Origin of the sequence: Enterobacter cloacae complex sp. P38RS (assembly GCF_014930775.1) — a bacterium.
Taxonomy (GTDB): domain Bacteria; phylum Pseudomonadota; class Gammaproteobacteria; order Enterobacterales; family Enterobacteriaceae; genus Enterobacter; species Enterobacter bugandensis.
In genome coordinates this window covers 40404-64242 of sequence record NZ_JADBRS010000019.1, presented here as the reverse complement: position 1 = coordinate 64242, position 23839 = coordinate 40404, and the positions used below count along the sequence as shown (strand labels likewise).

The following is a 23839-nucleotide window of genomic DNA, read 5'->3' as shown; positions in this document are numbered from 1 at the left end:
ATGTTGATAGCGCGTCTGACACGCTCCCGCTGGCTTTGGCTGGCGGGAGCGCTTCTCGTTTTAGGGGGGCTGATTGTCGCCGCCGACCGCCTGTGGCCGCTGCCTCTGAAAGAGGTTAACCCCGCACGAGTTGTGGTGGACGAGAAGGGCGCGCCGCTCTGGCGTTTTGCCGACAGCGAAGGCATCTGGCGCTACCCGGTGACCATTGAAGAGGTTTCTCCCCGTTATCTTGAGGCTCTGATCCAGTACGAAGATCGCTGGTTCTGGGAGCATCCGGGCGTAAACCCGCTCTCTGTCCTGCGCGCCGCCTGGCAGGATCTCAGTTCCGGAAGAGTGGTTTCGGGAGGAAGCACGCTTACCATGCAGGTGGCACGCCTGCTGGATCCGCATCCGCGCACCTTTGGCGGCAAAATTCGCCAGCTCTGGCGGGCGATGCAGCTGGAATGGCACCTCTCTAAGCGTGACATTCTTACGCTCTATCTCAATCGTGCTCCGTTTGGCGGCACGCTGCAGGGCGTGGGAGCAGCAAGCTGGACCTACCTTGGGAAACCCCCGTCGCAGCTGAGCTACTCCGACGCGGCGTTGCTGGCGGTACTGCCGCAGGCACCCAGCCGTCTGCGCCCGGATCGCTGGCCCGAGCGGGCCGAAGCGGCACGCAACAAAGTGCTCGATCGCATGATGTTTCAGGGCGTCTGGTCAGCAAAGCAGGTGAAGGAGTCCCGTGAAGAGCCGGTATGGCTGGCTCCCCGGCAGATGCCGCAGCTGGCGCCGCTCTTTGCACGCATGATGCTCGGCAAAAGCCGCGACACAAAGATTGTCACTACGCTGGATGCCGGACTGCAACGGCAGCTGGAAGAGCTGGCGATGAACTGGAAATCCCGCCTGCCGGCACGCAGTTCGCTGGCGATGATCGTGGTCGATCATACCGACATGAAGGTGCGCGGCTGGGTCGGCTCGGTGGATATCAACGATGACACGCGTTTCAGCCATGTGGATATGGTTAACGCGATCCGATCCCCGGGATCGGTATTGAAACCGTTTATCTACGGTATGGCGCTGGATGATGGCCTGATCCATCCCGCCTCGCTGCTTCAGGACGTGCCCAGAAAAACCGGTGATTATCGCCCGGGAAATTTTGACAGCGGGTTCCACGGGCCGGTCAGCATGAGTGAAGCGCTGGTGCGCTCGCTCAACCTGCCAGCCGTCCAGGTGCTGGAAGCCTACGGTCCCAAACGGTTTGCCGGGATGCTGAGTAACGCAGGCCTGCCGCTGATCCTGCCTGCCGGAGCGCAGCCGAATCTGTCGCTGATCCTGGGTGGCGCAGGCGCGAGGCTGGCAGATATCGCCGCCGCGTACAGCGCCTTTGCAAGGCATGGCAAGGCGGGCCGGCTGCGCTTACAGCCGGGCGACCCGCTAACTGAACGCCCGCTGTTATCGCCAGGCTCGGCGTGGATTATTCGCCGTATTCTGGCGAATGAAGCGCAGCCGCTGCCGGACAGTGCGCTACCGCAAATCGCCCCGCTGGCATGGAAAACCGGCACCAGCTACGGCTACCGTGATGCCTGGGCCATCGGTCTGAATGCCCGCTACGTGATAGGCATCTGGACCGGACGACCGGACGGCACGCCAGTGGCGGGGCAGTTTGGTTTCGCCAGTGCAGTGCCGCTATTAAACCAGGTCAATAACCTGCTTCAGTCGCGCTCAACGGTAGACGAAGCCCGTCTGCCGCGCGATCCGCGTCCGGAGAGCGTCGGGCGGGGCGTGATCTGCTGGCCGGGCGGCCAGTCGCTGCCGGAAGGCAGTGAAAACTGTCGGCGTCGTCTTTCGACCTGGCTGCTGGAAGGGAGTGAACCACCCACGCTGCTGCTGCCGGAGCAGGAAGGTATTCGCGGCATTCGTTTCCCGGTCTGGGTGGATAAAAAGGGCAAACGTGTGGCCGCAGATTGCCCCGATGCTACAGAGAAAGTCCTGGACGTCTGGCCGCTGCCGCTGGAGCCTTGGTTGCCCGCTGCTGAAAAAAGGGCTGCGCGTCTCCCTGCCCGATCAACTGACTGTCCGCCTCTGGACAATAACAATGTAGCGCCGCTTATGATTTCGGGTATCAGAGAGGGGGCTGTTATTAAGCGACTTCCCGGTGAAGGTAATGTCACGCTTTCTGTTATTTCAACAGGAGGGGAAGGGGAGCGCTGGTGGTTTTTAAATGGAGAGCCTTTAGCGGGGCGGAATTATAATTATTCATTAAAATTATATTTACCGGGTGAATATCAATTACTGGTAATGGATAAATCAGGCCAAACGGCGACGGTCAATTTTGAATTAGACCGTTAAGTATTACCTCTGAAGAGTTAGCTTGATAATTATCAATATGCGTTCCTGAAAAAAAACGAGAATGCGTTTTTATTTGTAGGAACGAGCAATGAAAGAGAATAAAAATCAGGAAGAGGGTCTTATTCCTGCCCTGTCCCGGCGGCATTTTATTCAGGCAGGATCGGCTCTGGCCGCACTCCCGTTTGTGGTGACAACCAGCAAAGCACGGGCACAGAGCACGGTGGCAGCAGACGTGACGCCTGAAGAAAAAGTCGTGCAGACCTGTAGCACGTTTGACTGTGGCGGGAAGTGTGATATTCGTGCTCACGTTAGTGAGGGCGTTGTAACCCGAATTTCTACCCGCCCGGACAATGCGTTAGATCCGGAGATGCCGATAATGCGCGCCTGCGTTCGTGGCCGCGCTTATCGGAAATTTGTTTATCATCCCGATCGGCTTAAATATCCAATGAAACGCGTGGGTAAACGTGGCGAAGGAAAATTCGAGCGTATTACCTGGGATGAAGCCACCACGCTTATTGCGAATCAATTAAAAAAGATTACACAAAAATACGGCGCTGCCTCACGCTATGTGCATGTGGGCACTGCGGTATCCGGCGGAACGTTTTCCGGCGATAAAATGGTTCGTCGTCTGCTCAACTTAACCGGCGGCTATCTTGAAAGCTATCACTCGGTCAGTATGGGCAACACGGCGGCAGCCACGCCGTATACCTACGGCACCGCCGCCAGCGGCAGCTCTCTGGACACGCTGCTGGATACCAAACTGGTCATTCTCTGGGGACATAACCCGACGGAAACGATCTTTGGTCACAGCAACTACTTCTATCAGAAGATGAAGCAAAACGGCACGCGCTTTATCGTTGTCGATCCGCGCTATTCCGATACGGTTTCCTCCCTGGCTGACCAGTGGATCCCGCTGCTTCCCACAACAGACAACGCCCTGATGGACGCTATGATGTACACGATCGTCACGGAGAACCTGCACGATCGCGACTTCATTCAGCGCTATACCCTGGGCTTTGACGAAGCATCCATGCCGGAAGGCGTTCCGGCCAATGAATCCCTGATGGCTTACCTGAGCGGCGCAAAAGATGGCGTGGCGAAAACGCCCGAGTGGGCAGAGAAAATCACCCACGTGCCTGCGCAGACCATTCGTCAGCTGGCGCGCGACTACGCAACCACCAAACCCGCCGCGCTGATCCAGGGCTGGGGACCGCAGCGCCATAACTGCGGCGAGCGCACCGCGCGCGGCTCGACGTTACTGGCAACGCTGACGGGTAACGTTGGGGTCAAGGGCGGCTGGGCGGCAGGCTATGGTGGCTGCGCTAATCGTAAATTTGCTACTGGGCCGGAGATGCCGGATAACCCGGTAAAAGCCAAAATATCGGTGATGAACTGGGTGCAGGCCGCCGATGATGCTTCTAAGGTAACGGCGAAAGACGGCCTGAAGGATGCAGAGAAGCTGGATAGCAATATCCGCATCCTCTTCTCGCTGGCGGGAAATTATCTGGCTAACCAGAACCCGGATCTGCATCAGGCGACGCGCGTGCTGGAAGACGAGTCGAAAATCGAGTTTATCGTCGCAAGCGATCTGTTTATGACGCCGAGCGCCCGATACGCCGATCTTCTCCTGCCGGAAACCAGCTTTATGGAACGCTGGAATATTGGCGAAACCTGGGGCACGGCAAGCTATCTGATCCTGTCGGAAAAGCTGATTGAACCTGAATTCGAACGCCGTTCAGACTACGACTGGCTGCGGGAAGTTGCTGCTAAGCTTGGCGTCGAACCTGCATTCAGCCAGGGCCGTGACGAAAAGGCGTGGATTGAGCACATCTGGGAGCAGACGCGGCTCTCCATGCCAGATGAAAACCTGCCGGACTTCGCGACGCTACAAAAGACGCGCCAGCATCTTTTCAAAAGCGCGCCGTTCGTCGCTTTTGAAGACAATATTCGCGATCCGCAAAATCATCCGTTCCCGACGCCGTCCGGGAAAATTGAGATCTTCTCGAAGCGTCTGTACGACATGCACCATCCGGAGATTCCGGCGCTGTCGCACTACGTGCCCGCCCACGAAGGGCCGGAGGACGAACTGGCGAAAACCTTCCCGCTGCAGCTGATCACCTGGAAAGGGAAAAACCGTGCTAACTCAACCCAGTACGCTAACCCGTGGCTGATTGAGGCGCAGCAGCAAAAGCTGTGGATCAACCCGCAGGACGCGCAAAAGCGCGGCATTTCCCAGGGGGATACCGTGCGCATTCATAACGCGCGCGGCATTTGTGAAATTCCGGCTGAGGTCACGCCGCGCATCATTCCGGGCGTGGTTGCCATGCAGGCAGGCGCCTGGTGGCAGCCGGACGAACAGGGTGTAGATAAAGGCGGCTGCGCGAACGTGCTCAGCTCTGCCCGTATTACCGCGCTTGCGAAAGGGAATTCCCATCAAACCATGCTGGTGGAGGTAGCTAAAGCATGAGTCAGTTTAAACACTACGCGCCGGTGAGCGATAAACAGCTGGGTTTCTATATTGACTCTTCCCGCTGCTCGGGCTGCAAGGCATGCCAGGTGGCGTGCAAAGACAAAAACAACCTTGAGGTCGGACGTCGTTTCCGTCGCGTATACGAAGTCAACGGCGGGAATTTCATCCCAACCGGGCAGGGCGGCGTTAGCAACAACGTTTTTGCCTACACGCTCTCTATTTCCTGTAACCACTGTGCGGACCCAATCTGCACCAAAAACTGCCCGACCACCGCAATGCACAAGCGTCCGGGCGACGGCATCGTGCGCGTCGATACGGACAAGTGCGTTGGCTGTGGCTACTGCGCGTGGTCTTGCCCTTACGGCGCGCCACAGCTCAACGAGCAGACCGGGCAGATGTCCAAATGCGATTTTTGCGTGGATCTGCAGGCGAAGGGCGAGCAGCCCGTCTGCGTGGCAACCTGTCCGCTTGAGGCGATCAAATTTGGGCCTATTGATGAACTTCGGGCGAAATACGGTGCGGTATGCGATGTGAAGGGCTTGCCTGATTCCTCGATTACAAAACCGAACCTGGTGATCAAAGCGCATCAGGGCGCAGAAAAAGAGGGGAAACGTCATGCATGAGTTACCGCTGCTGATTTTTACGCTGTTCCTGCAGGGATCGGTTGGCGTGACGCTCTGGCTGGCGTTCGGGGGAGCGCATACTACACCGCGTAGCGCGCTGCTGCCTGCCGCTGGGGCGTTTGTGCTGGCGAGCCTGGGGCTGCTCGCCTCAGCGCTGCATATGGGCTATCCGCTCAACGCCCTGAACGCGCTACGCCACGTTTCCAGTTCGTGGCTGAGCCGCGAGATTATCTTCGCCAGCCTTTACCTGGCGGCGCTTGGCCTCGCCGTGCTGCTGATGTTTTCCAATAAGCCAGGCTGGAAGCTGCTTTTGGCCGTGGCGGGTCTTGTCGGGCTGGTGGACGTGTTCTGCATGGCACAGATCTACATGCACGCGTCCGTGGTGACCTGGCAGCACATTAACACGCTGGTACTGTTTATCGGCTCGGTGGGTATCATCGGTTCAGCCTGCATGGCAATTGGGATGCGTTCCCAGACTACCCTGCGTGCGGCGGTTGTCATTATCACGCTGGTGGTGCTTGTGCGTCTGGTGATGCAGCCCGTCTGGCTGGCAGACATCACTGCCATGGACAATACCGTGGTGACGTTCCCTCACGCACCGCTACGGATGCTCGAACAGCTGCGCGCGGTACATCTGCTGAGCTGGTGCGTGTCCGTTGCAGGTATGCTCTGCTTTGCTGCGGGCGGCCTGAAAGCGGCGCGCGGCACGCTGCTGCTGGGCAGCGCCTTGCTGATTGTGGGTGAGCTGATGCTGCGCTTCGTTTTCTTCAGTATTGGCTGATGGGCAGATTGACGTTTGCCCCGGCGATGGACGTGACGCATGCGTGCGTCCGTCGCCGTTTTCGCCACGCTTCCTGCTGCGCCTGCGCGGACGTTTGTCCAGCGCAGGCTTTTTCTTTTACGGAAACCGGCGTCTCGGTTGATGAAAATCGCTGTATTGAATGCGGTGACTGCCTGTTCGTCTGCCCCTCCGGGGCCATTACCGGCATCGCGCCGCGAAAGCGATTTCTGCGTGGAGATACCCTTGTTGGGCCTTTTACTGAACGCGCACCTGGGGTGAATGAGCTGCTGCTGTGGCACGCGCAACGCCAGGTTCGTTTTATCAGTATCGACGCAGAGCAATACCCTGACTGGCTGCTGGCGCTTGCCCGGCTTAATCTTGCGCTTCGTCGCCGTGGTGAAGCGGAGTGGGGGTTTAAGCTCATACCGATCGGCGAGGTGAATATCGCTCGTCGTGCGCTGATGCACGTTCCCCGCGAGGATGTAAAAGCCTGTCGCGTTTCCCCGGGGCCGCGGGAGCTGCGCAGGGCATTCTCGACGTTTAGCGAGTCAGATATCGCACTCGATATTAATAAGTGCGTGCTGTGTGGTGCATGCTGGAGAAGCTGCCCGGAAAACGCGATTCGGTTTGAGAACGCCGCGCTGGTGGTGGAGACCGGGCGCTGTACCGGCTGCGGTGGCTGTGAGGCAGTATGTCAGCACGAGGCCATAAACGTCGCAGAAACAGATGGACCGGCAAAAAACGTGGCCACTCCCGCATATAAAGCAGTTTGCCTGACGTGCCAGCGCCAGTTCTGGTCATTTACGCCTAATGAAAAGCAGTGCCCGCTCTGTTTACGCCATCAACACGGTATGCGAAATCCGGCCTGTTGCTAATCTTCGTCTCATTTTAAAAAAATGTTATGCAGAACCATAGGCAATGGCGCTATTGCTCTTTATAATCCGCGCCACACCATACTCAGGTATGCAAAACAACAGAACATTTTACAGAGGTTATCATGGCTATCGAACGTACTTTTTCCATCATCAAACCAAACGCGGTGGCAAAAAACGTTATTGGCAGCATCTTCGCTCGCTTTGAATCAGCAGGGTTTAAGATCGTTGGCACCAAAATGCTGCACCTGACCGTTGAGCAGGCTCGCGGTTTCTACGCTGAGCACGAAGGTCGTCCATTCTTTGACGGCCTGGTGGAGTTCATGACCTCCGGTCCAATCGTGGTCTCCGTGCTGGAAGGCGAAAACGCAGTACAGCGTCACCGCGATCTGCTGGGTGCAACCAACCCGGACAACGCGCTGGCAGGTACCCTGCGCGCTGACTACGCGGACAGCTTCACCGAGAACGGCACCCACGGTTCCGACTCCGTTGAGTCTGCCGCGCGCGAAATCGCGTTCTTCTTCGCTGAAGGCGAAGTGTGCCCGCGCACTCGCTAATAATTTCGTAAATGCCGCGTGCAAACGTGGCATCCCTGCGCCAGACTTTGTACAATGCAACGCCCCGGACGAGCAGACCGCTTACCGGGGCGTTTCTTTTCAACCCACCAAGGGCCACAACGTGTAACAACGAGGCCGGAAAAAATTATGTCTGAACTAGTGAATACCTCCGAAGTCGCCATTCCTGCGGTTCCCAATAAAAATGGAAAAATTAACCTGCTGGACCTGAACCGTCAGCAGATGCGCGAGTTCTTTAAAGATATGGGTGAGAAGCCGTTTCGTGCCGATCAGGTAATGAAATGGATGTACCACTACTGCAGCGACAACTTTGATGAGATGACCGACATCAACAAAGTGCTGCGCAACAAGCTCAAAGAAGTGGCTGAAATCCGCGCGCCGGAAGTGGTGGAAGAGCAGCGCTCGGCAGACGGCACCATCAAATGGGCGATTGCCGTAGGCGATCAGCGCGTTGAAACCGTCTACATCCCGGAAGACGATCGTGCCACGCTGTGCGTCTCTTCTCAGGTGGGCTGTGCGCTGGAGTGCAAATTCTGCTCTACGGCTCAGCAAGGTTTTAACCGTAACCTTCGCGTGTCTGAAATCATCGGTCAGGTCTGGCGCGCCGCGAAGATCGTGGGTGCGGCAAAAGTGACCGGCACGCGTCCTATCACCAACGTGGTAATGATGGGGATGGGCGAACCGCTGCTGAACCTGACCAACGTGGTGCCGGCGATGGAAATCATGCTGGATGACTTCGGTTTTGGCCTGTCCAAGCGCCGCGTGACGCTGTCTACCTCAGGCGTTGTGCCTGCGCTGGATAAGCTCGGCGACATGATTGACGTTGCGCTGGCTATCTCCCTGCACGCGCCAAACGATGAAATTCGTGACGAAATTGTACCGATTAACAAAAAGTACAATATCGAAACCTTCCTCGCTGCCGTGCGTCGCTACCTGGAGAAATCCAACGCAAACCAGGGCCGCGTCACCATCGAGTACGTGATGCTGGACCACGTCAACGACGGTACTGAGCACGCGCATCAGCTGGCTGAACTGCTGAAGGATACGCCATGCAAAATCAACCTGATTCCATGGAACCCGTTCCCGGGCGCGCCGTATGGCCGTAGCTCGAACAGCCGTATCGACCGTTTCTCCAAAGTGCTGATGGAGTATGGTTTCACCACTATCGTGCGTAAAACCCGCGGTGATGATATTGATGCTGCATGCGGACAGTTGGCCGGTGACGTCATTGACCGTACCAAACGTACCCTGCGTAAACGCATGCAGGGCGAGACCATTGCGGTTAAAGCTGTTTGATTATTATGCATCACGGCGCATTATCTACGCTGTGATGCATAATCTGACTGAATAATCAGTCAGATTCGTGACGTTTGATTAATAATTACGGTGCGTTTCATATGAGTTTCGGGCAGTATGTAACGACGTAACAACAGTTTAGCCACGCGGGCAGAGCTGCACTGTCATCTACCGGCTGACAGTCTTATACTGTCTGTTCAAGGTTAACTGACCTGAAGTTTCGCGGTGCGGGCGGCATTGTGACTCACCGGCACCTGAACCCTTTTTTTCACGTACCAGTAGTTGTAGCGAATGAATACTGAAGCCACTCACGACCAACATGAAGCACTCTCCACTGGCGTTCGTCTTCGCAACGCCCGTGAACAACTCGGACTCAGCCAGCAAGCTGTTGCAGAACGCTTGTGCCTGAAAGTTTCCACGGTTCGCGATATTGAAGAAGATAAGGCGCCTGCCGATCTGGCTTCAACATTTCTGCGCGGCTATATCCGCTCTTACGCAAAACTGGTGCACATCCCCGAAAACGAATTACTGCCAATGATGGAGAAGCAGGCACCGGTTCGTGCAGCAAAAGTTGCCCCGATGCAAACTTTCTCCCTGGGGAAACGTCGTAAAAAACGTGATGGCTGGCTGATGAGCTTTACCTGGCTGGTGCTGTTTGTTGTTGTCGGCCTGACCGGCGCATGGTGGTGGCAAAACCACAAGGCGCAGCAGGAAGAGATCACCACGATGGCCGATCAATCCTCCGCTGAACTCAATCAGGCGAGCAATGGTGGTGCCCAGAGCGTTCCGCTTAACACCGACGGTGCGGCGGCCTCAAGCGAGCCGCAAACAACGGCTCCGGCAACCGATGCAGCACAGGCTCCGGCCGCAACGGCGAACACCGCTGCGCCTCAGGCTCAGGATCAAAACGCGGTCGTCGCCCCTTCTCAGGCAAATGTCGATACTGCGGCGAACATCCCTGCAGCGACTCAGCCGGCGAACAACGCCGCAGCGTCCCTGCCGACCGACCCGGCGGCAACCGCCGCGCCAGCCGCCGATCCAAACGCGCTGGTGATGAACTTCACGGCTGACTGTTGGCTGGAAGTGACTGACGCGACAGGTAAAAAACTGTTCAGCGGCCTGCAGCGGAAAGATGGCACGTTAAACCTAACGGGTCAGGCACCTTACAAACTTAAAATCGGCGCTCCGGCAGCGGTACAGATCCAGTATCAAGGAAAACCTGTCGACCTGAGCCGCTTTATCAGAACTAACCAGGTTGCACGTCTTACCGTTAATGCCGAACAATCAGCAGCACAGTAACAGACGGGCAACGCGGGAGATTTTTCATGCATAACCAGGCTCCGATTCAACGTAGAAAATCGAAACGGATTTACGTTGGGAATGTGCCAGTCGGCGATGGGGCACCTATCGCCGTCCAGTCGATGACCAATACGCGCACCACGGATGTGGAAGCAACGGTCAACCAAATCAAAGCATTAGAGCGTGTAGGCGCGGACATTGTTCGCGTCTCAGTGCCCACGATGGATGCCGCTGAGGCGTTCAAGCTGATCAAACAGCAGGTCAGCGTGCCGCTGGTTGCAGATATCCACTTCGACTACCGTATCGCGCTGAAAGTTGCTGAATACGGCGTTGATTGCCTGCGAATTAACCCGGGTAACATCGGCAATGAAGAACGCATTCGCATGGTGGTTGACTGCGCCCGCGACAAAAACATTCCAATCCGTATCGGCGTGAACGCCGGCTCTCTGGAAAAAGATCTGCAGGAAAAGTATGGCGAGCCAACGCCGCAGGCGCTGCTCGAATCCGCCATGCGTCACGTCGATCATCTGGATCGTCTTAACTTCGATCAGTTCAAGGTCAGCGTAAAAGCCTCTGACGTTTTCCTGGCCGTTGAATCGTATCGCCTGCTGGCAAAACAGATCGATCAGCCTCTGCATCTCGGGATCACCGAAGCGGGCGGCCTGCGTAGCGGTTCGGTGAAGTCTGCGATCGGCCTGGGCCTGCTGCTCTCCGAAGGGATCGGCGACACCCTGCGCGTCTCGCTGGCGGCGGATCCGGTAGAAGAGATCAAGGTCGGTTTCGATATTCTGAAATCGCTGCGTATCCGCTCGCGTGGGATCAACTTCATTGCCTGCCCAACCTGTTCGCGTCAGGAATTTGACGTGATCGGCACGGTGAATGCCCTGGAGCAGCGTCTGGAAGACATCATCACCCCGATGGACGTCTCCATCATCGGCTGTGTCGTGAATGGTCCGGGTGAAGCGCTGGTCTCAACCCTGGGCGTAACCGGCGGTAACAAGAAAAGTGGTCTCTATGAAGATGGCGTTCGTAAAGATCGTCTGGATAATAGTGACATGATTGACCAGCTTGAAGCCCGCATCCGCGCCAAAGCCGCGATGATGGACGAGACACAGCGAATCAGCGTTCAGCAGGTTGAAAAATAACGTGATGGGAAGCGTGCCGCTTCCCATGTATGATTGAACCCATTCTTTGGGTTTTTTTTGTATATAGAAAGAGAATAAACGTGGCAAAAAACATTCAAGCCATCCGCGGCATGAACGATTACCTGCCTGGCGAAACCGCCATCTGGCAGCGCATTGAAGGCACGCTGAAGCAGGTGCTCGGCAGCTACGGTTACAGCGAAATCCGTTTGCCGATTGTAGAGCAGACCCCGTTATTCAAACGCGCGATCGGTGAAGTGACCGACGTGGTTGAAAAAGAGATGTACACCTTTGAGGACCGCAACGGCGACAGCCTGACCCTGCGTCCGGAAGGTACGGCGGGCTGCGTACGCGCCGGCATCGAACATGGTCTTCTGTACAATCAGGAGCAGCGCTTGTGGTATATCGGCCCGATGTTCCGCCACGAACGTCCGCAGAAAGGTCGTTATCGCCAGTTTAACCAGCTGGGTGTGGAAGTCTTTGGCCTGCAGGGCCCGGACATCGATGCCGAACTGATTATGCTGACCGCTCGCTGGTGGCGCGCCCTCGGTATCTCTGAGCACGTTTCGCTGGAACTGAACTCAATCGGTTCTCTGGAAGCGCGCGCTAACTACCGCGATGCGCTGGTGGCGTTCCTGGAGCAGCATAAAGAGAAGCTGGACGAAGACTGCAAACGTCGCATGTACAGCAACCCGCTGCGCGTGCTGGATTCCAAAAACCCTGATGTTCAGGCGCTGCTGAACGATGCCCCTGCGCTGGGTGACTACCTGGACGACGAGTCTCGCGAACACTTTACCGGCCTGTGCAAGCTGCTCGAAGCGGCGGGCATTGCCTACACCGTGAACCAGCGTCTGGTGCGCGGTCTGGACTACTACAACCGCACCGTGTTTGAGTGGGTAACCACCAGCCTCGGTTCTCAAGGCACCGTGTGTGCCGGCGGCCGTTATGACGGTCTGGTTGAGCAACTGGGTGGTCGTGCGGCGCCTGCGGTTGGCTTCGCGATGGGTCTTGAGCGACTTGTTTTGCTGGTGCAGGCAGTTAATCCGGAATTTAAAGCAGATTCCGTTGTCGATATATACCTGGTGGCTTCAGGCGCGGAAACGCAGTCTGCGGCGATGCAGCTTGCCGAACGCGTGCGCGATGCGCTGCCGGGCGTTAAGCTGATGACCAACCATGGCGGCGGCAACTTCAAAAAACAGTTTGCTCGTGCCGATAAGTGGGGCGCAAGTATTGCACTGGTGCTGGGCGAGTCCGAAGTGGCTAACGGCGAAGTGGTAGTAAAAGACCTGCGCTCTGGTGAGCAGACAACGGTAACGCAGGACGGCGTTGCGGCGCACTTGCGCACTCTATTGGGCTAAGGAGAAAGACGGCGTGGAAATGTACGAGAACGAACACGATCAGGTCGACGCGATTAAACGCTTCTTTGCTGAAAACGGCAAAGCGCTGGTTGTTGGGGTTATTTTAGGTGTGGGTGCGCTGGTGGGCTGGCGTTACTGGAACAACCATCAGGCGGATTCCGCGCGCGGCGCGTCCCTGTCCTATGAAAATACCGTTAGCGCGATTCGTGCCGACCAGCCGCAAACGCTGGCTGCGGCAGAGAAATTTGCCGCTGACAACAAAAACACCTACGGTGCACTGGCAGCGCTGGAAGTGGCTCAGCAGTACGTTGATAAAAACGAACTGGATAAAGCCGCTGCTCAGCTGTCTCAGGGCCTTGCTGCTGCCAGCGATGAAAACCTGAAAGCGGTGATCAATCTGCGCCTGGCACGTATTCAGGTTCAGCAGAAAAAAGCTGACGACGCGCTGAAAACGCTCGATACCATCAAAGGCGAAGGTTTTGCTGCCATCGTTGCCGATCTGCGCGGTGAAGCACTGCTGAGCAAAGGTGACAAAGCGGGCGCGCGTAAAGCGTGGCAAGCTGGCGTAGAGAGCAAAGCGTCACCTGCGCTGAGCGAAATGATGCAGATGAAAATAAATAATTTGTCCGTCTGAGAGGGACCCGATGCAATTGCGTAAATTACTTCTGCCAGGACTGCTTTCTGTTACGTTATTAAGTGGTTGTTCACTGTTCAGTGGCGAAGAAGACGTTGTGAAAATGTCCCCACTGCCGACGGTTGAAAACCAGTTTACCCCATCCACCGCGTGGGATGTCTCCGTGGGCAGTGGGATTGGTGATTTCTATTCCAACCTTCATCCTGCGTATGCAGACAGCGTTGTCTATGCCGCTGACCGCAAAGGTACCGTGAAAGCGGTGAACGCCGATGACGGGAAAGAAGTGTGGTCCGTTAACCTGGCGGAAAAAGACGGCTGGTTCTCCCGTAAACCTGCACTGCTGTCTGGCGGCCTGACCGTTTCCGGTGGTCACGTGTACGTGGGCAGCGAAAAAGCGCAGGTTTACGCGCTGAATGCCAGCGATGGTTCTGTTGCATGGCAGACCGCTGTAGCCGGTGAATCCTTGTCACGTCCGGTCGTGAGCGACGGGCTGGTGCTGATCCATACCAGCAACGGCCAGCTTCAGGCGCTGAATGAAGCGGACGGCCTGGTAAAATGGACCGTTAACCTGGATATGCCTGCGCTCTCTCTGCGCGGTGAATCCGCGCCGGCAACCGCATTTGGCGCTGCCATTGTGGGCGGTGACAACGGTCGCGTGAGTGCCGTGCTGATGCAGCAGGGCCAGATGATCTGGCAGCAGCGTATCTCGCAGGCCACTGGCTCAACGGAAATCGACCGCCTGAGCGACGTAGACACTACTCCGGTTATCGTTGACGGTGTGGTTTACGCCCTGGCCTATAACGGCAACCTGACCGCGCTGGACCTGCGCAGCGGCCAGATCATGTGGAAACGTGAGCTGGGCTCTGTGAATGATTTCATCGTGGACGGTAACCGCATCTATATGGTTGACCAGAACGATCGCCTGCTGGCGCTGAGCACCGAAGGCGGCGTGACGCTGTGGACGCAAAGCGATCTGCTGCACCGTCTGCTGACCGCGCCAGTGCTGTACAACGGTAGCCTGGTGGTTGGCGACAGCGAAGGCTATATGCACTGGGTTGATCCAGAGAATGGCCGCTTCGTGGCGCAGCAGAAAGTGGACGGTTCAGGCTTCCTGACCGACCCGGTTGTGGCTGACGGCAAACTGCTGATTCAGGCAAAAGACGGCACGCTGTACGCGATCACGCGTTAATTACCCGGCGGTTGTAGTATACTAAACGGCTCCTGTTCACTCAGGAGCCGTTTTGACATTTTTAAAAACGCCGCGAATGCGACGTTTATTTGAATTTTATGAGGCTTCAAACATGGTACCTGTGGTCGCGCTTGTCGGGCGCCCTAACGTTGGAAAATCCACTCTTTTTAACCGTTTAACACGCACCCGTGATGCGCTGGTTGCGGATTTCCCGGGGCTGACGCGTGACCGTAAGTACGGTCGTGCAGAGGTGGAAGGACGCGAGTTCATCTGTATTGATACCGGCGGTATTGATGGCACAGAAGACGGCGTTGAAACCCGCATGGCGGAACAGTCCTTGCTGGCGATTGAAGAAGCGGATGTTGTGCTGTTCATGGTGGATGCGCGCGCTGGCCTGATGCCGGCGGACTCCGCAATCGCTAAGCACCTGCGTTCTCGCGAAAAGCCAACTTTCCTGGTGGCGAACAAAACTGACGGCATCGATGCCGATCAGGCTATCGCGGACTTCTGGTCTCTGGGCATGGGGGATATCCACCCGATTGCGGCATCGCATGGCCGCGGTGTGACCAGCCTGCTGGAAACCGTTCTGCTGCCGTGGGTGGACGAAGTGAACCCGCCGGAAGAGGTGGACGAAGATGCCGCATACTGGGCGCAGTTCGAAGACGGTGAAGAGGGCGAAGAAGAAGAGCCTGAGGATGACTTCAACCCGCAGGATCTGCCGATCAAGCTGGCTATCGTCGGTCGTCCAAACGTAGGTAAGTCTACGCTTACTAACCGTATTCTGGGTGAAGAGCGCGTGGTGGTTTACGACATGCCGGGCACTACGCGTGACAGCATCTACATCCCGATGCAGCGTGATGAACGTGAGTATGTCCTCATCGACACCGCCGGTGTACGTAAGCGCGGAAAAATCACCGACGTGGTGGAAAAATTCTCCGTTATCAAAACCCTGCAGGCGATTGAAGATGCCAACGTGGTGCTGCTGGTCATCGACGCGCGTGAAGGTATCTCCGATCAGGATCTCTCTCTGCTCGGCTTTATCCTCAATAGTGGGCGCTCACTGGTCATCGTCGTCAACAAGTGGGACGGCCTGAGCAATGAAGTGCGTGAGCAGGTGAAAGAGACCCTGGACTTCCGTCTGGGCTTTATCGACTTTGCCCGCGTGCACTTTATCTCTGCGCTGCACGGCAGCGGCGTCGGTAACCTGTTTGAATCCGTGCGTGAAGCCTACGACAGCTCCACCCGTCGTCAGAGCACCGCCATGCTGACCCGTATCATGAATATGGCAGCGGAAGACCACCAGCCGCCGCTGGTGCGCGGTCGTCGCGTGAAGCTGAAATATGCCCATGCCGGTGGCTATAACCCGCCAATCGTGGTGATTCACGGCAACCAGGTGAAAGACCTGCCGGATTCCTACAAGCGCTACCTGATGAACTACTTCCGTAAATCGCTGGACGTGATGGGCACGCCTATTCGTATCCAGTTCAAGGAAGGGGAAAACCCGTTCGCCAATAAGCGCAACACCCTGACGCCGAACCAGATGCGTAAGCGTAAGCGTTTGATTAAGCACATTAAGAAAAGCAAATAATCATTGCCGATCTCACAAAGGCCCGCGTTTATCGCGGGCTTTTTTTGGCCCAATCATACCGTCGGTTCTCTCTGTGTGAAGTCAATCACTATTCACTCCCAACCATCTTTAAATCCAGAAAAGTAGACAATCGTCGAATTTTCATCTTAAAGTCCCTGGTCCGGTACTAGACAAAACTAGCGACTGGTTATCAAATGGTTAACTAACTTTTCGCCGCATGTAAAAAATCGGTCAGATACGTAACTGGCCGGCGTACCTGCTGGTGTTTACAAGCACGACACATACCTTTCGGGAGAATTATGCAATCCTCTGTTAATCACAAAGAGAGCCGAACCTTCTTCGGCCATCCTTATCCGCTCGGTTCGCTGTTCTTTACCGAGATGTGGGAGCGTTTCTCGTTCTACGGCATTCGCCCGCTGCTGATCCTGTTTATGGCCGCCACCGTCTATGAAGGCGGGATGGGCCTGGCGCGTGAAAACGCCTCGGCGATTGTCGGTATTTTTGCCGGTACCATGTACCTGGCCGCGCTGCCGGGCGGCTGGCTGGCGGATAACTGGCTCGGCCAGCAGAGAGCCGTCTGGTACGGTTCGATTCTGATCGCGCTCGGCCACCTGTCGATTGCGCTGTCGGCTATCATGGGCAACAACCTGTTCTTTATCGGCCTGATGTTCATCGTGCTCGGCTCTGGCCTGTTCAAAACCTGTATCTCGGTAATGGTCGGCACCCTGTATAAAAAAGGCGATGCACGTCGTGACGGCGGTTTCTCGCTGTTCTACATGGGCATTAATATGGGCTCGTTCATCGCCCCGCTGATTTCCGGCTGGCTGATAAAAACCCACGGCTGGCACTGGGGCTTTGGTATTGGCGGCATCGGGATGCTGGTGGCGCTGATTATCTTCCGCGTATTTGCGGTTCCGGCGATGAAGCGCTACGACAGCGAAGTCGGTCTGGACTCCACATGGAACAGCCCGGTGGTGAAGCGCAACGGCGTGGGCGTCTGGCTGCTGGCGCTGGCGGCAGGCGTGGCAACGCTCGTGACGCTGATCGCGCAGGGCGTGATTGTTATTAACCCGGTCGCGGTAGCCAGCGTGCTGGTCTACGTAATTGCGGCGTCCGTTGCCCTCTACTTCATCTACCTGTTCATCTTCGCGGGCCTGAACCGTAAAGAGCGCGCCAGGCTGCTGGTCTGCTTTATTCTGCTGGTCTCCGCCGCGTTCTTCTGGTCCGCGTTTGAGCAGAAGCCAACCTCGTTCAACCTGTTTGCCAACGACTACACTAACCGCATGATCGGTGATTTTGAAATTCCGGCGGTATGGTTCCAGTCGATCAACGCCCTGTTCATCATCCTGCTGGCCCCGGTGTTCAGCTGGGCATGGCCAAAGCTCGCGAGCATGAACATTCGCCCGAGCAGCATCACCAAGTTTGTTATCGGTATTCTGTGTGCGGCAGCGGGCTTTGGCCTGATGATGCTGGCGGCACAGAACGTGCTGAGCAACGGCGGGGCGGGCGTATCGCCGTTCTGGCTGGTGGGCAGTATCTTGATGCTGACGCTGGGTGAGCTGTGCCTGAGCCCGATCGGTCTGGCGACCATGACCCTGCTGGCGCCGGAGAGAATGCGCGGCCAGATGATGGGGCTGTGGTTCTGCGCCAGCGCGCTGGGTAACCTGGCGGCGGGCCTGATTGGCGGTCACGTGAAGGCCGACCAGCTGGATATGCTGCCGGATCTCTTCGCGCGCTGCTCCATCGCGCTGCTGATTTGTGCCGCAGTGCTGATCGTCCTCATTGTTCCGGTGCGCCGCATGCTGGAAAATGCACAAACTAAACCGGCAGCTAGCGCCTCATAAACCTCAGTGTGCCGGGGCAGGCGTTATGCCCCGGCACTGTACTTCCTGAGGTGAAACCATGCAGTTAGGATTTGTTGGTCTTGGTGCGGTAGTGGAAACAGCGTATCTGCCCGCACTACGTAATCTGTTCGATGGCGCTGTTCGTTGTTTCGGTTTTGATGTTCTCCCCGCAAAGCACCCTGAAGGCGTTACGCGCTGCGCCTCGCCTGCGGCGCTTTTAGCCACCCCGCTGGATACCCTTTTTATTACCACCGCATCGCTGCACCACCTTGAGGTGCTTGAGCTGGCGATTGCCTCGCCGGTTCCGCGGATTGTGATTGAAAAACCGATTGTCGCCACGCTTCCTCAAATCGAAAAACTCAACACGCTGCTGGCAACGCCCGGCGTGGCGTCCCGCGTGCTAGCGCTCGACCACTGGATGGCGCGCATCGAAACGGTGAAGCGGTCGCTGGTCGGCCATATATCTGACATTGCCAGAATCGAAGGTTTTTTGCAGGAGCCGAGCGGATATAACGCCGCAGGGGAACCCATCGCGCTCAATTTCGCGACCGGAGAACCGGATACCAGAACGCTTCGCCACCCGGACGGCGTGATTCTGGATATCGGAACGCACGTGCTGGCGATGCTGCGTGAAACGCTGCGCTATCTGGGCGGCCAGGACGATATGACGCTGCAGATGGTAACGGCTAAAGACCGCCTGGGCCACGATATCGCAAAGGGTGACCAGACCACCGCAGAAGGCGAGGCGCACTTGCAGGGAACCATCAGCGGCGTGCCGGTGGATATCTGGCTTAATAAATACGCGGGACCCGCGGGCGGGCAAAAGGGCCTGCGTCTCTATTTACGCGACGGCCGCATTATCAACTACGACCGACGCGGCGCGGAAGATGTGCTGGAGCTAGTTAAAGGTAAGACTATTCAGCGCTGGCATATCCCCGGCACGATTTACGAACGCTGTCTTGCCGGTCATATTCTTGGCGCAAACAGTCTGTTTGAGCGCGATCCACAGGGGGTGAGCCGCACAACGCGCCGCAGGATCGATGAGGTGGCGCTGCTGCTGACCTTGCAGCAACAGTTGCGTGGCCCGCACTGAAGACGTGGTAAAATTATCGCAGACCTGAACGCCCTGAAGGAGACACCATGACCATTACCTGCCCGGATTGCCAGGCACAGCTTGAACCCCTGAACGGAGCGGCGCACTGCGACAGCTGTAATAAAGATATTGCGCTCGAAGCCCGCTGCCCGGAGTGCCATCAGCCACTCCAGGTCTTAAAGGCCTGCGGGGCGGTGGACTATTTCTGCCAGAACGGCCACGGCTTAATTTCTAAAAAGCGCGTGGAGTTTGTTCCGGCCGAAGATTAATCGCACACGCAGTCTTCGCCTTTTTTCCACAGCTCGACCAGCGACTCGGGCGCTTCCTGCTCAGGTACCAGCACGATGATATCGGCATAGTGCGCCTGATTTTGGCCGGTCCAGATAATCTGGATGCGGAAATAGCGCTGGTCACCGCTGCCGGGTGACGACGTCTGACCCGGCGGCTGACCGCGTGGAAAGGCCTGCTCCAGGATGCTCACCAGGCGCTGGCGCTGGGCCTCATTAAGCGAGGAGAGCGCGATGGTACGCTGGCCGCTCAGCTTAGGAATAAAAGCGACGCCGCCTTCCCGGGCCAGCTCAACCACGGCGTCATCCGTCAGTTCCGGAACCTGCATTTACAGCACTCCCACCTGTTCCCAGGCCTGTTTTATCGCCGCCCCGACGTCGCTACCGGAGCGTTTCTCTCCGTGCGCTATCGTCAGTTTTGCGAAGGCATCAAAATCCGCATCCTGCGCCAGATTGCGATCGCAAACCGTGTCGTACCAGGCATAACCGGCTTTTTCCCAGGCGTAACCGCCGATCGCCGTCGCGGCCAGGTAAAACGCCCGGTTGGGGATGCCGGAGTTAAGGTGGACGCCGCCGTTATCCTCGCGCGTTTTGATGAAATCTTTCATGTGCGCGGGCTGCGGGTCTTTGCCGAGCAGGGGATCGTCGTAGGCGGTGCCGGGTTCAGACATGGAGCGCAGCCCTTTGCCGTTAATGCCCGCGGCCAGCAGCCCTTCACCAATCAACCAGTCTGCTTTATCGGCGGTTTGCTTGAGATGGTACTGTTTCACCAGCGAACCAAACACGTCTGACAGGGACTCATTCAGCGCGCCCGACTGTTCGAAATAGATTAGCCCGGCTTCGGTCTCGGTGACGCCGTGGCTCAGCTCGTGCGCCACCACGTCGATGGCAATCGTAAAGCGGTTAAAGATCTCCCCGTCACCGTCGCCAAATACCATCTGCTGACCGTTCCAGAAGGCGTTCTGATATTCCCGACCGTAATGCACGGTGCCGGTCAAAATCAGCCCCTTATTATCGAGCGAATCGCGCTGATATTCTTTCCAGAAGAAATCATGGGTGATACCCAAATAATCGTACGCCTCGTCCACGGCCACATCGCCATTCGACGGCTGGCCCTCGTAACGCACCTGGGTACCCGGCAGCTCCTGGGTCTGTTTCGCATCGTAGATATCGCGCTCAAGCTGACCGGCTTTATTCACGTGCGGCGCGGCGGGTTTGCCCGGCATATGCGCCATCAGCGTCTGGACGTGGGTTAAGGTCTGACGGGCATAGCGCTGCTGCGGTTCGGAACCGCTTTCGATAATACGACGAAGAATATAAGGGGGAATAACGCTACGAAGATGGGACATGCTGCTCTCCTTATTAAAAAAGGGAATAGCAGCAGTATAGTAAGTAACCGGCGAAGAATTATCCGGTTTTGCGCTGACGCGTCTTTTTCACCGGTTTAATTGATTTCACTTCGCTTTCCACCCAGCCGTCAGACAGGCGGGTGGTAAGAACGTCACCGGTGTTCACCTGTTTGGTTTGCTTCAGCACTTTGCCGTCCGCTGCTGTCGTTACGCTATAGCCGCGCGCCAGCGTGGAGAGGGGGCTGACGGCTTCCAGATGGGTCACCGCGTTGCCAAAACGCTCACGTGTGGTGCTCAGGCGCGCCCGGAGAGTCTCCGCCAGACGATATTCCAGCTGCTGAATGCGCGTTTGCGCACGATAGATTTTCGGCTGCGGATTCTGCTGGTTCAGGCGCTGGGTCACACGCTGCTGGCGCGTCACCGCGCGCTTAAGCTGATTATCAAGCGCAAAGTTCATGCGCTGACGCAGGCGTTCCAGCACGGTCTGCTGACGCGCCAGACGAAGCTGCGGGTGCTGCTGCTGAAGACGGTGATGAAGCTGGATAAAGCGGCGGGTACGGTTGGCAAGGAAGTAGTCCATCGCCATCTCAAGACGCTGCTGGCCGTTCTGAAGCTGACGCAGCAGCTCCAGCTGATTACGGCTCACCACTTCCGCCGCCGCGGACGGCGTAGGCGCACGCAGATCCGCAACAAAATCCGCGATTGTCACGTCCGTTTCATGCCCGACGGCGCTCACCACGGGGATCTCGCTTGCAAAGATTGCCCGCGCCACGCGCTCGTCGTTAAAGCTCCACAGGTCTTCCAGCGAGCCGCCGCCGCGCCCGACGATCAGGACATCACACTCCTTACGCGCATTTGCCAGTTCAATAGCGCGTACAATCTGGCCTGGCGCATCGTCACCCTGAACGGCGGTCGGGTAGATAATGACGGGCAGGGAAGGATCGCGACGCTTCAGTACGTGCAAAATGTCGTGCAGGGCGGCACCGGTTTTCGAGGTGATGACACCCACGCAGTGGGCAGGTGAGGGCAGCGGCTTTTTGAACTGTTGGTCGAAAAGTCCCTCTTCGGAGAGCTTCGCCTTTAACTGTTCATACTTTTGCTGCAGCAGGCCTTCGCCCGCGGGCTGCATGCTCTCAACGATAATTTGATAATCGCCGCGCGGCTCATACAGGGTGATATTGGCGCGAACCAGAACCTGCTGGCCGTGCTGCGGACGGAACGTCACGCGACGGTTGCTGTTGCGGAACATCGCGCAGCGCACCTGGGCGGTATCGTCTTTTAAGGTAAAGTACCAGTGTCCGGAAGACGGTTGCGTGAAGTTTGAGATTTCACCGCTGATCCAGACCTGCCCCATTTCCTGCTCAAGCAGCAAACGTACCGTCTGATTAAGGCGGCTGACAGTATAAATTGAGGGGGATTGAGAGGATAACATGTGAGCGGGATCAAATTCTAAATCAGCAAGTTATTCAGTCGATAGTAACCTGCTGAGAGGCATTCGCAAGCATTTTTTCAAAAAAGTGTAGATGCAATCGGTTACGCTCTGTATAATGCCACGGCAATATTTAACCACCCAGGTCAGAGATATTGCCCATGCTACGTATCGCTAAAGAAGCACTGACGTTTGACGACGTCCTCCTCGTTCCCGCTCATTCCACCGTTCTGCCGAATACTGCCGACCTCAGCACGCAGTTGACGAAAACCATTCGTCTGAACATTCCTATGCTCTCCGCGGCAATGGACACCGTGACTGAAGCGCGCCTGGCTATCGCCCTGGCACAGGAAGGCGGCATTGGCTTTATCCACAAAAACATGTCTATCGAGCGTCAGGCGGAAGAAGTTCGCCGCGTGAAGAAGCATGAGTCCGGCATCGTGTCCGACCCTCAGACCGTTCTGCCAACCACTACCCTGCACGAAGTGAAAGCCCTGACCGAACGTAACGGCTTTGCTGGCTACCCGGTAGTGACCGAAGACAATGAACTGGTGGGCATCATCACCGGTCGTGACGTGCGCTTCGTGACTGACCTGAACCAGCCTGTCAGCGTCTACATGACGCCAAAAGAGCGTCTGGTGACCGTCCGCGAAGGCGAAACTCGCGACGTGGTGCTGGCGAAAATGCACGAAAAACGCGTTGAGAAAGCGCTGGTTGTGGATGCGAACTTCCACCTGCGCGGCATGATCACCGTTAAAGATTTCCAGAAAGCAGAACGTAAACCGAACGCCTGTAAAGACGAGCATGGCCGTCTGCGCGTCGGTGCTGCGGTTGGCGCGGGTGCAGGTAACGAAGAGCGCGTTGACGCGCTGGTGGCGGCGGGCGTTGACGTGCTGCTGATTGACTCCTCCCACGGTCACTCCGAAGGCGTTCTGCAACGTATCCGTGAAACCCGTGCTAAATACCCGGATCTCCAGATCATCGGCGGTAACGTGGCAACGGGCGCAGGCGCTCGCGCGCTGGCGGAAGCCGGCTGCAGCGCGGTGAAAGTGGGTATCGGCCCTGGCTCCATCTGTACCACCCGTATCGTGACCGGCGTGGGCGTTCCGCAGATCACCGCGGTTTCTGACGCGGTTGAAGCGCTGGAAGGCACCGGTATTCCGGTTATCGCTGACGGCGGTATCCGCTTCTCTGGCGATATCGCGAAAGCCATCGCCGCGGGCGCTGCTGCCGTAATGGTAGGCTCCATGCTCGCTGGTACCGAAGAATCCCCGGGCGAAATCGAACTCTACCAGGGCCGTTCTTACAAATCTTACCGTGGGATGGGCTCCCTGGGCGCGATGTCCAAAGGTTCCTCTGACCGTTACTTCCAGACCGATAACGCTGCTGACAAACTGGTACCGGAAGGTATCGAAGGCCGCGTGGCCTATAAAGGCCGTCTGAAAGAGATCATTCACCAGCAGATGGGCGGCCTGCGTTCCTGTATGGGGCTGACCGGCTGTGGTACCATTGACCTGCTGCGTACCAAAGCGGAATTCGTACGCATCAGCGGTGCGGGTATCCAGGAGAGCCACGTTCACGACGTGACGATCACCAAAGAGTCCCCGAACTACCGTCTGGGCTCCTGATAAGTTTCCGCGCCCGGCTTCTGCCGGGCGCTTTGTTTTGTTTCACTTGCCTCG

At 56.9% G+C, this 23839-nt stretch carries 20 protein-coding genes; 17 read left to right on the top strand and 3 right to left on the bottom strand.

All coding sequences use genetic code 11. The annotated features are described in order from the left end of the window. From pbpC to IM303_RS19360, 16 genes are all read left to right on the top strand, one after another. On the top strand, positions 1-2328 hold the full coding sequence (gene pbpC, locus IM303_RS19435) for a peptidoglycan glycosyltransferase PbpC (protein ID WP_049001504.1): 2328 nt from the start codon (positions 1-3) through the stop codon (positions 2326-2328). Positions 2329-2416: 88 nt separating this feature from the next. Beyond that, positions 2417-4795 carry a DMSO/selenate family reductase complex A subunit gene (locus tag IM303_RS19430; RefSeq protein WP_049001502.1) on the top strand — a complete coding sequence of 793 codons (2379 nt, stop codon included), beginning with the start codon at positions 2417-2419 and terminating at the stop codon, positions 4793-4795. After that, on the top strand, positions 4792-5421 hold the full coding sequence (locus IM303_RS19425; protein ID WP_003860631.1) for a DMSO/selenate family reductase complex B subunit: 630 nt from the start codon (positions 4792-4794) through the stop codon (positions 5419-5421). Before IM303_RS19430 ends, IM303_RS19425 begins: the two co-directional genes overlap by 4 nt. Then, the gene (locus IM303_RS19420; RefSeq protein WP_049001499.1) at positions 5414-6202 is read left to right on the top strand and encodes a DmsC/YnfH family molybdoenzyme membrane anchor subunit; all 789 of its coding nucleotides are present in this window, start codon (positions 5414-5416) and stop codon (positions 6200-6202) included. Before IM303_RS19425 ends, IM303_RS19420 begins: the two co-directional genes overlap by 8 nt. Continuing rightward, on the top strand, positions 6202-7077 hold the full coding sequence (locus tag IM303_RS19415) for a 4Fe-4S dicluster domain-containing protein (RefSeq protein ID WP_049001496.1): 876 nt from the start codon (positions 6202-6204) through the stop codon (positions 7075-7077). Before IM303_RS19420 ends, IM303_RS19415 begins: the two co-directional genes overlap by 1 nt. A gap of 122 nt (positions 7078-7199) precedes the next feature. After that, positions 7200-7631: a nucleoside-diphosphate kinase gene (gene ndk / locus IM303_RS19410; RefSeq protein WP_003860625.1), complete on the top strand. Its 432-nt coding sequence runs from the start codon at positions 7200-7202 to the stop codon at positions 7629-7631. Positions 7632-7778: 147 nt separating this feature from the next. Then, on the top strand, positions 7779-8945 hold the full coding sequence (locus IM303_RS19405) for a bifunctional tRNA (adenosine(37)-C2)-methyltransferase TrmG/ribosomal RNA large subunit methyltransferase RlmN (protein ID WP_028014062.1): 1167 nt from the start codon (positions 7779-7781) through the stop codon (positions 8943-8945). 291 nt (positions 8946-9236) lie between these two features. Then, positions 9237-10244, top strand: coding sequence for a cytoskeleton protein RodZ (gene rodZ, locus IM303_RS19400; RefSeq protein ID WP_193360182.1), 1008 nt, complete (start codon positions 9237-9239; stop codon positions 10242-10244). A gap of 26 nt (positions 10245-10270) precedes the next feature. After that, entirely contained in the window at positions 10271-11389 is a 1119-nt protein-coding gene (gene ispG, locus IM303_RS19395) for a flavodoxin-dependent (E)-4-hydroxy-3-methylbut-2-enyl-diphosphate synthase (protein WP_025757688.1), read from the top strand. A gap of 80 nt (positions 11390-11469) precedes the next feature. Beyond that, positions 11470-12744, top strand: a complete 1275-nt coding sequence (hisS, locus tag IM303_RS19390; RefSeq protein WP_028014060.1) for a histidine--tRNA ligase — start codon at positions 11470-11472, stop codon at positions 12742-12744. 13 nt (positions 12745-12757) lie between these two features. Further along, the gene (locus IM303_RS19385; protein WP_028014059.1) at positions 12758-13378 is read left to right on the top strand and encodes a YfgM family protein; all 621 of its coding nucleotides are present in this window, start codon (positions 12758-12760) and stop codon (positions 13376-13378) included. A gap of 10 nt (positions 13379-13388) precedes the next feature. Then, positions 13389-14567, top strand: coding sequence for an outer membrane protein assembly factor BamB (gene bamB / locus IM303_RS19380; RefSeq protein WP_028014058.1), 1179 nt, complete (start codon positions 13389-13391; stop codon positions 14565-14567). A gap of 112 nt (positions 14568-14679) precedes the next feature. Beyond that, the gene (gene der / locus IM303_RS19375) at positions 14680-16155 is read left to right on the top strand and encodes a ribosome biogenesis GTPase Der (RefSeq protein ID WP_028014057.1); all 1476 of its coding nucleotides are present in this window, start codon (positions 14680-14682) and stop codon (positions 16153-16155) included. Between the two features lie 299 nt (positions 16156-16454). Next, complete coding sequence (locus IM303_RS19370) at positions 16455-17999, top strand: peptide MFS transporter (protein ID WP_193360181.1); 1545 nt, start codon at positions 16455-16457, stop codon at positions 17997-17999. 58 nt (positions 18000-18057) lie between these two features. Beyond that, the gene (locus IM303_RS19365; protein ID WP_193360180.1) at positions 18058-19092 is read left to right on the top strand and encodes an oxidoreductase; all 1035 of its coding nucleotides are present in this window, start codon (positions 18058-18060) and stop codon (positions 19090-19092) included. 47 nt (positions 19093-19139) lie between these two features. Continuing rightward, positions 19140-19361 (top strand): zinc ribbon domain-containing protein, encoded by a 222-nt coding sequence (locus tag IM303_RS19360; protein WP_028014054.1) that lies wholly within the window; start codon positions 19140-19142, stop codon positions 19359-19361. Here the strand turns inward: IM303_RS19360 and IM303_RS19355 are convergent. The 3 genes from IM303_RS19355 to xseA are packed head-to-tail and all read right to left on the bottom strand — an operon-like array spanning position 19358 to position 22160. Then, positions 19358-19708: a protealysin inhibitor emfourin gene (locus IM303_RS19355; protein WP_028014053.1), complete on the bottom strand. Its 351-nt coding sequence runs from the start codon at positions 19706-19708 to the stop codon at positions 19358-19360. The genes IM303_RS19360 and IM303_RS19355 overlap by 4 nt on opposite strands. After that, on the bottom strand, positions 19709-20728 hold the full coding sequence (locus IM303_RS19350; protein ID WP_028014052.1) for a M4 family metallopeptidase: 1020 nt from the start codon (positions 20726-20728) through the stop codon (positions 19709-19711). Positions 20729-20786: 58 nt separating this feature from the next. Beyond that, complete coding sequence (xseA, locus tag IM303_RS19345; protein WP_193360179.1) at positions 20787-22160, bottom strand: exodeoxyribonuclease VII large subunit; 1374 nt, start codon at positions 22158-22160, stop codon at positions 20787-20789. A gap of 158 nt (positions 22161-22318) precedes the next feature. On the opposite strand from xseA, the gene guaB reads away from it, so the two are divergent. After that, positions 22319-23785, top strand: a complete 1467-nt coding sequence (gene guaB, locus IM303_RS19340) for an IMP dehydrogenase (RefSeq protein WP_003860601.1) — start codon at positions 22319-22321, stop codon at positions 23783-23785. The last annotated feature ends 54 nt before the right edge of the window (positions 23786-23839 follow it).

What these genes read in the sequence shown, in the direction of transcription:
- IM303_RS19360 (WP_028014054.1), top strand. Translation starts at nt 19,140, where the DNA reads ATGACCATTACCTGCCCGGATTGCCAGGCACAGCTTGAACCCCTGAAC.
- IM303_RS19355 (WP_028014053.1), bottom strand. Translation starts at nt 19,708, where the DNA reads ATGCAGGTTCCGGAACTGACGGATGACGCCGTGGTTGAGCTGGCCCGG.
- IM303_RS19425 (WP_003860631.1), top strand. Translation starts at nt 4,792, where the DNA reads ATGAGTCAGTTTAAACACTACGCGCCGGTGAGCGATAAACAGCTGGGT.
- bamB (WP_028014058.1), top strand. Translation starts at nt 13,389, where the DNA reads ATGCAATTGCGTAAATTACTTCTGCCAGGACTGCTTTCTGTTACGTTA.
- ndk (WP_003860625.1), top strand. Translation starts at nt 7,200, where the DNA reads ATGGCTATCGAACGTACTTTTTCCATCATCAAACCAAACGCGGTGGCA.
- IM303_RS19350 (WP_028014052.1), bottom strand. Translation starts at nt 20,728, where the DNA reads ATGTCCCATCTTCGTAGCGTTATTCCCCCTTATATTCTTCGTCGTATT.
- IM303_RS19430 (WP_049001502.1), top strand. Translation starts at nt 2,417, where the DNA reads ATGAAAGAGAATAAAAATCAGGAAGAGGGTCTTATTCCTGCCCTGTCC.
- ispG (WP_025757688.1), top strand. Translation starts at nt 10,271, where the DNA reads ATGCATAACCAGGCTCCGATTCAACGTAGAAAATCGAAACGGATTTAC.
- rodZ (WP_193360182.1), top strand. Translation starts at nt 9,237, where the DNA reads ATGAATACTGAAGCCACTCACGACCAACATGAAGCACTCTCCACTGGC.
- IM303_RS19370 (WP_193360181.1), top strand. Translation starts at nt 16,455, where the DNA reads ATGCAATCCTCTGTTAATCACAAAGAGAGCCGAACCTTCTTCGGCCAT.
- IM303_RS19405 (WP_028014062.1), top strand. Translation starts at nt 7,779, where the DNA reads ATGTCTGAACTAGTGAATACCTCCGAAGTCGCCATTCCTGCGGTTCCC.
- pbpC (WP_049001504.1), top strand. Translation starts at nt 1, where the DNA reads ATGTTGATAGCGCGTCTGACACGCTCCCGCTGGCTTTGGCTGGCGGGA.
- xseA (WP_193360179.1), bottom strand. Translation starts at nt 22,160, where the DNA reads ATGTTATCCTCTCAATCCCCCTCAATTTATACTGTCAGCCGCCTTAAT.
- IM303_RS19365 (WP_193360180.1), top strand. Translation starts at nt 18,058, where the DNA reads ATGCAGTTAGGATTTGTTGGTCTTGGTGCGGTAGTGGAAACAGCGTAT.
- IM303_RS19420 (WP_049001499.1), top strand. Translation starts at nt 5,414, where the DNA reads ATGCATGAGTTACCGCTGCTGATTTTTACGCTGTTCCTGCAGGGATCG.
- IM303_RS19415 (WP_049001496.1), top strand. Translation starts at nt 6,202, where the DNA reads ATGGGCAGATTGACGTTTGCCCCGGCGATGGACGTGACGCATGCGTGC.
- guaB (WP_003860601.1), top strand. Translation starts at nt 22,319, where the DNA reads ATGCTACGTATCGCTAAAGAAGCACTGACGTTTGACGACGTCCTCCTC.
- der (WP_028014057.1), top strand. Translation starts at nt 14,680, where the DNA reads ATGGTACCTGTGGTCGCGCTTGTCGGGCGCCCTAACGTTGGAAAATCC.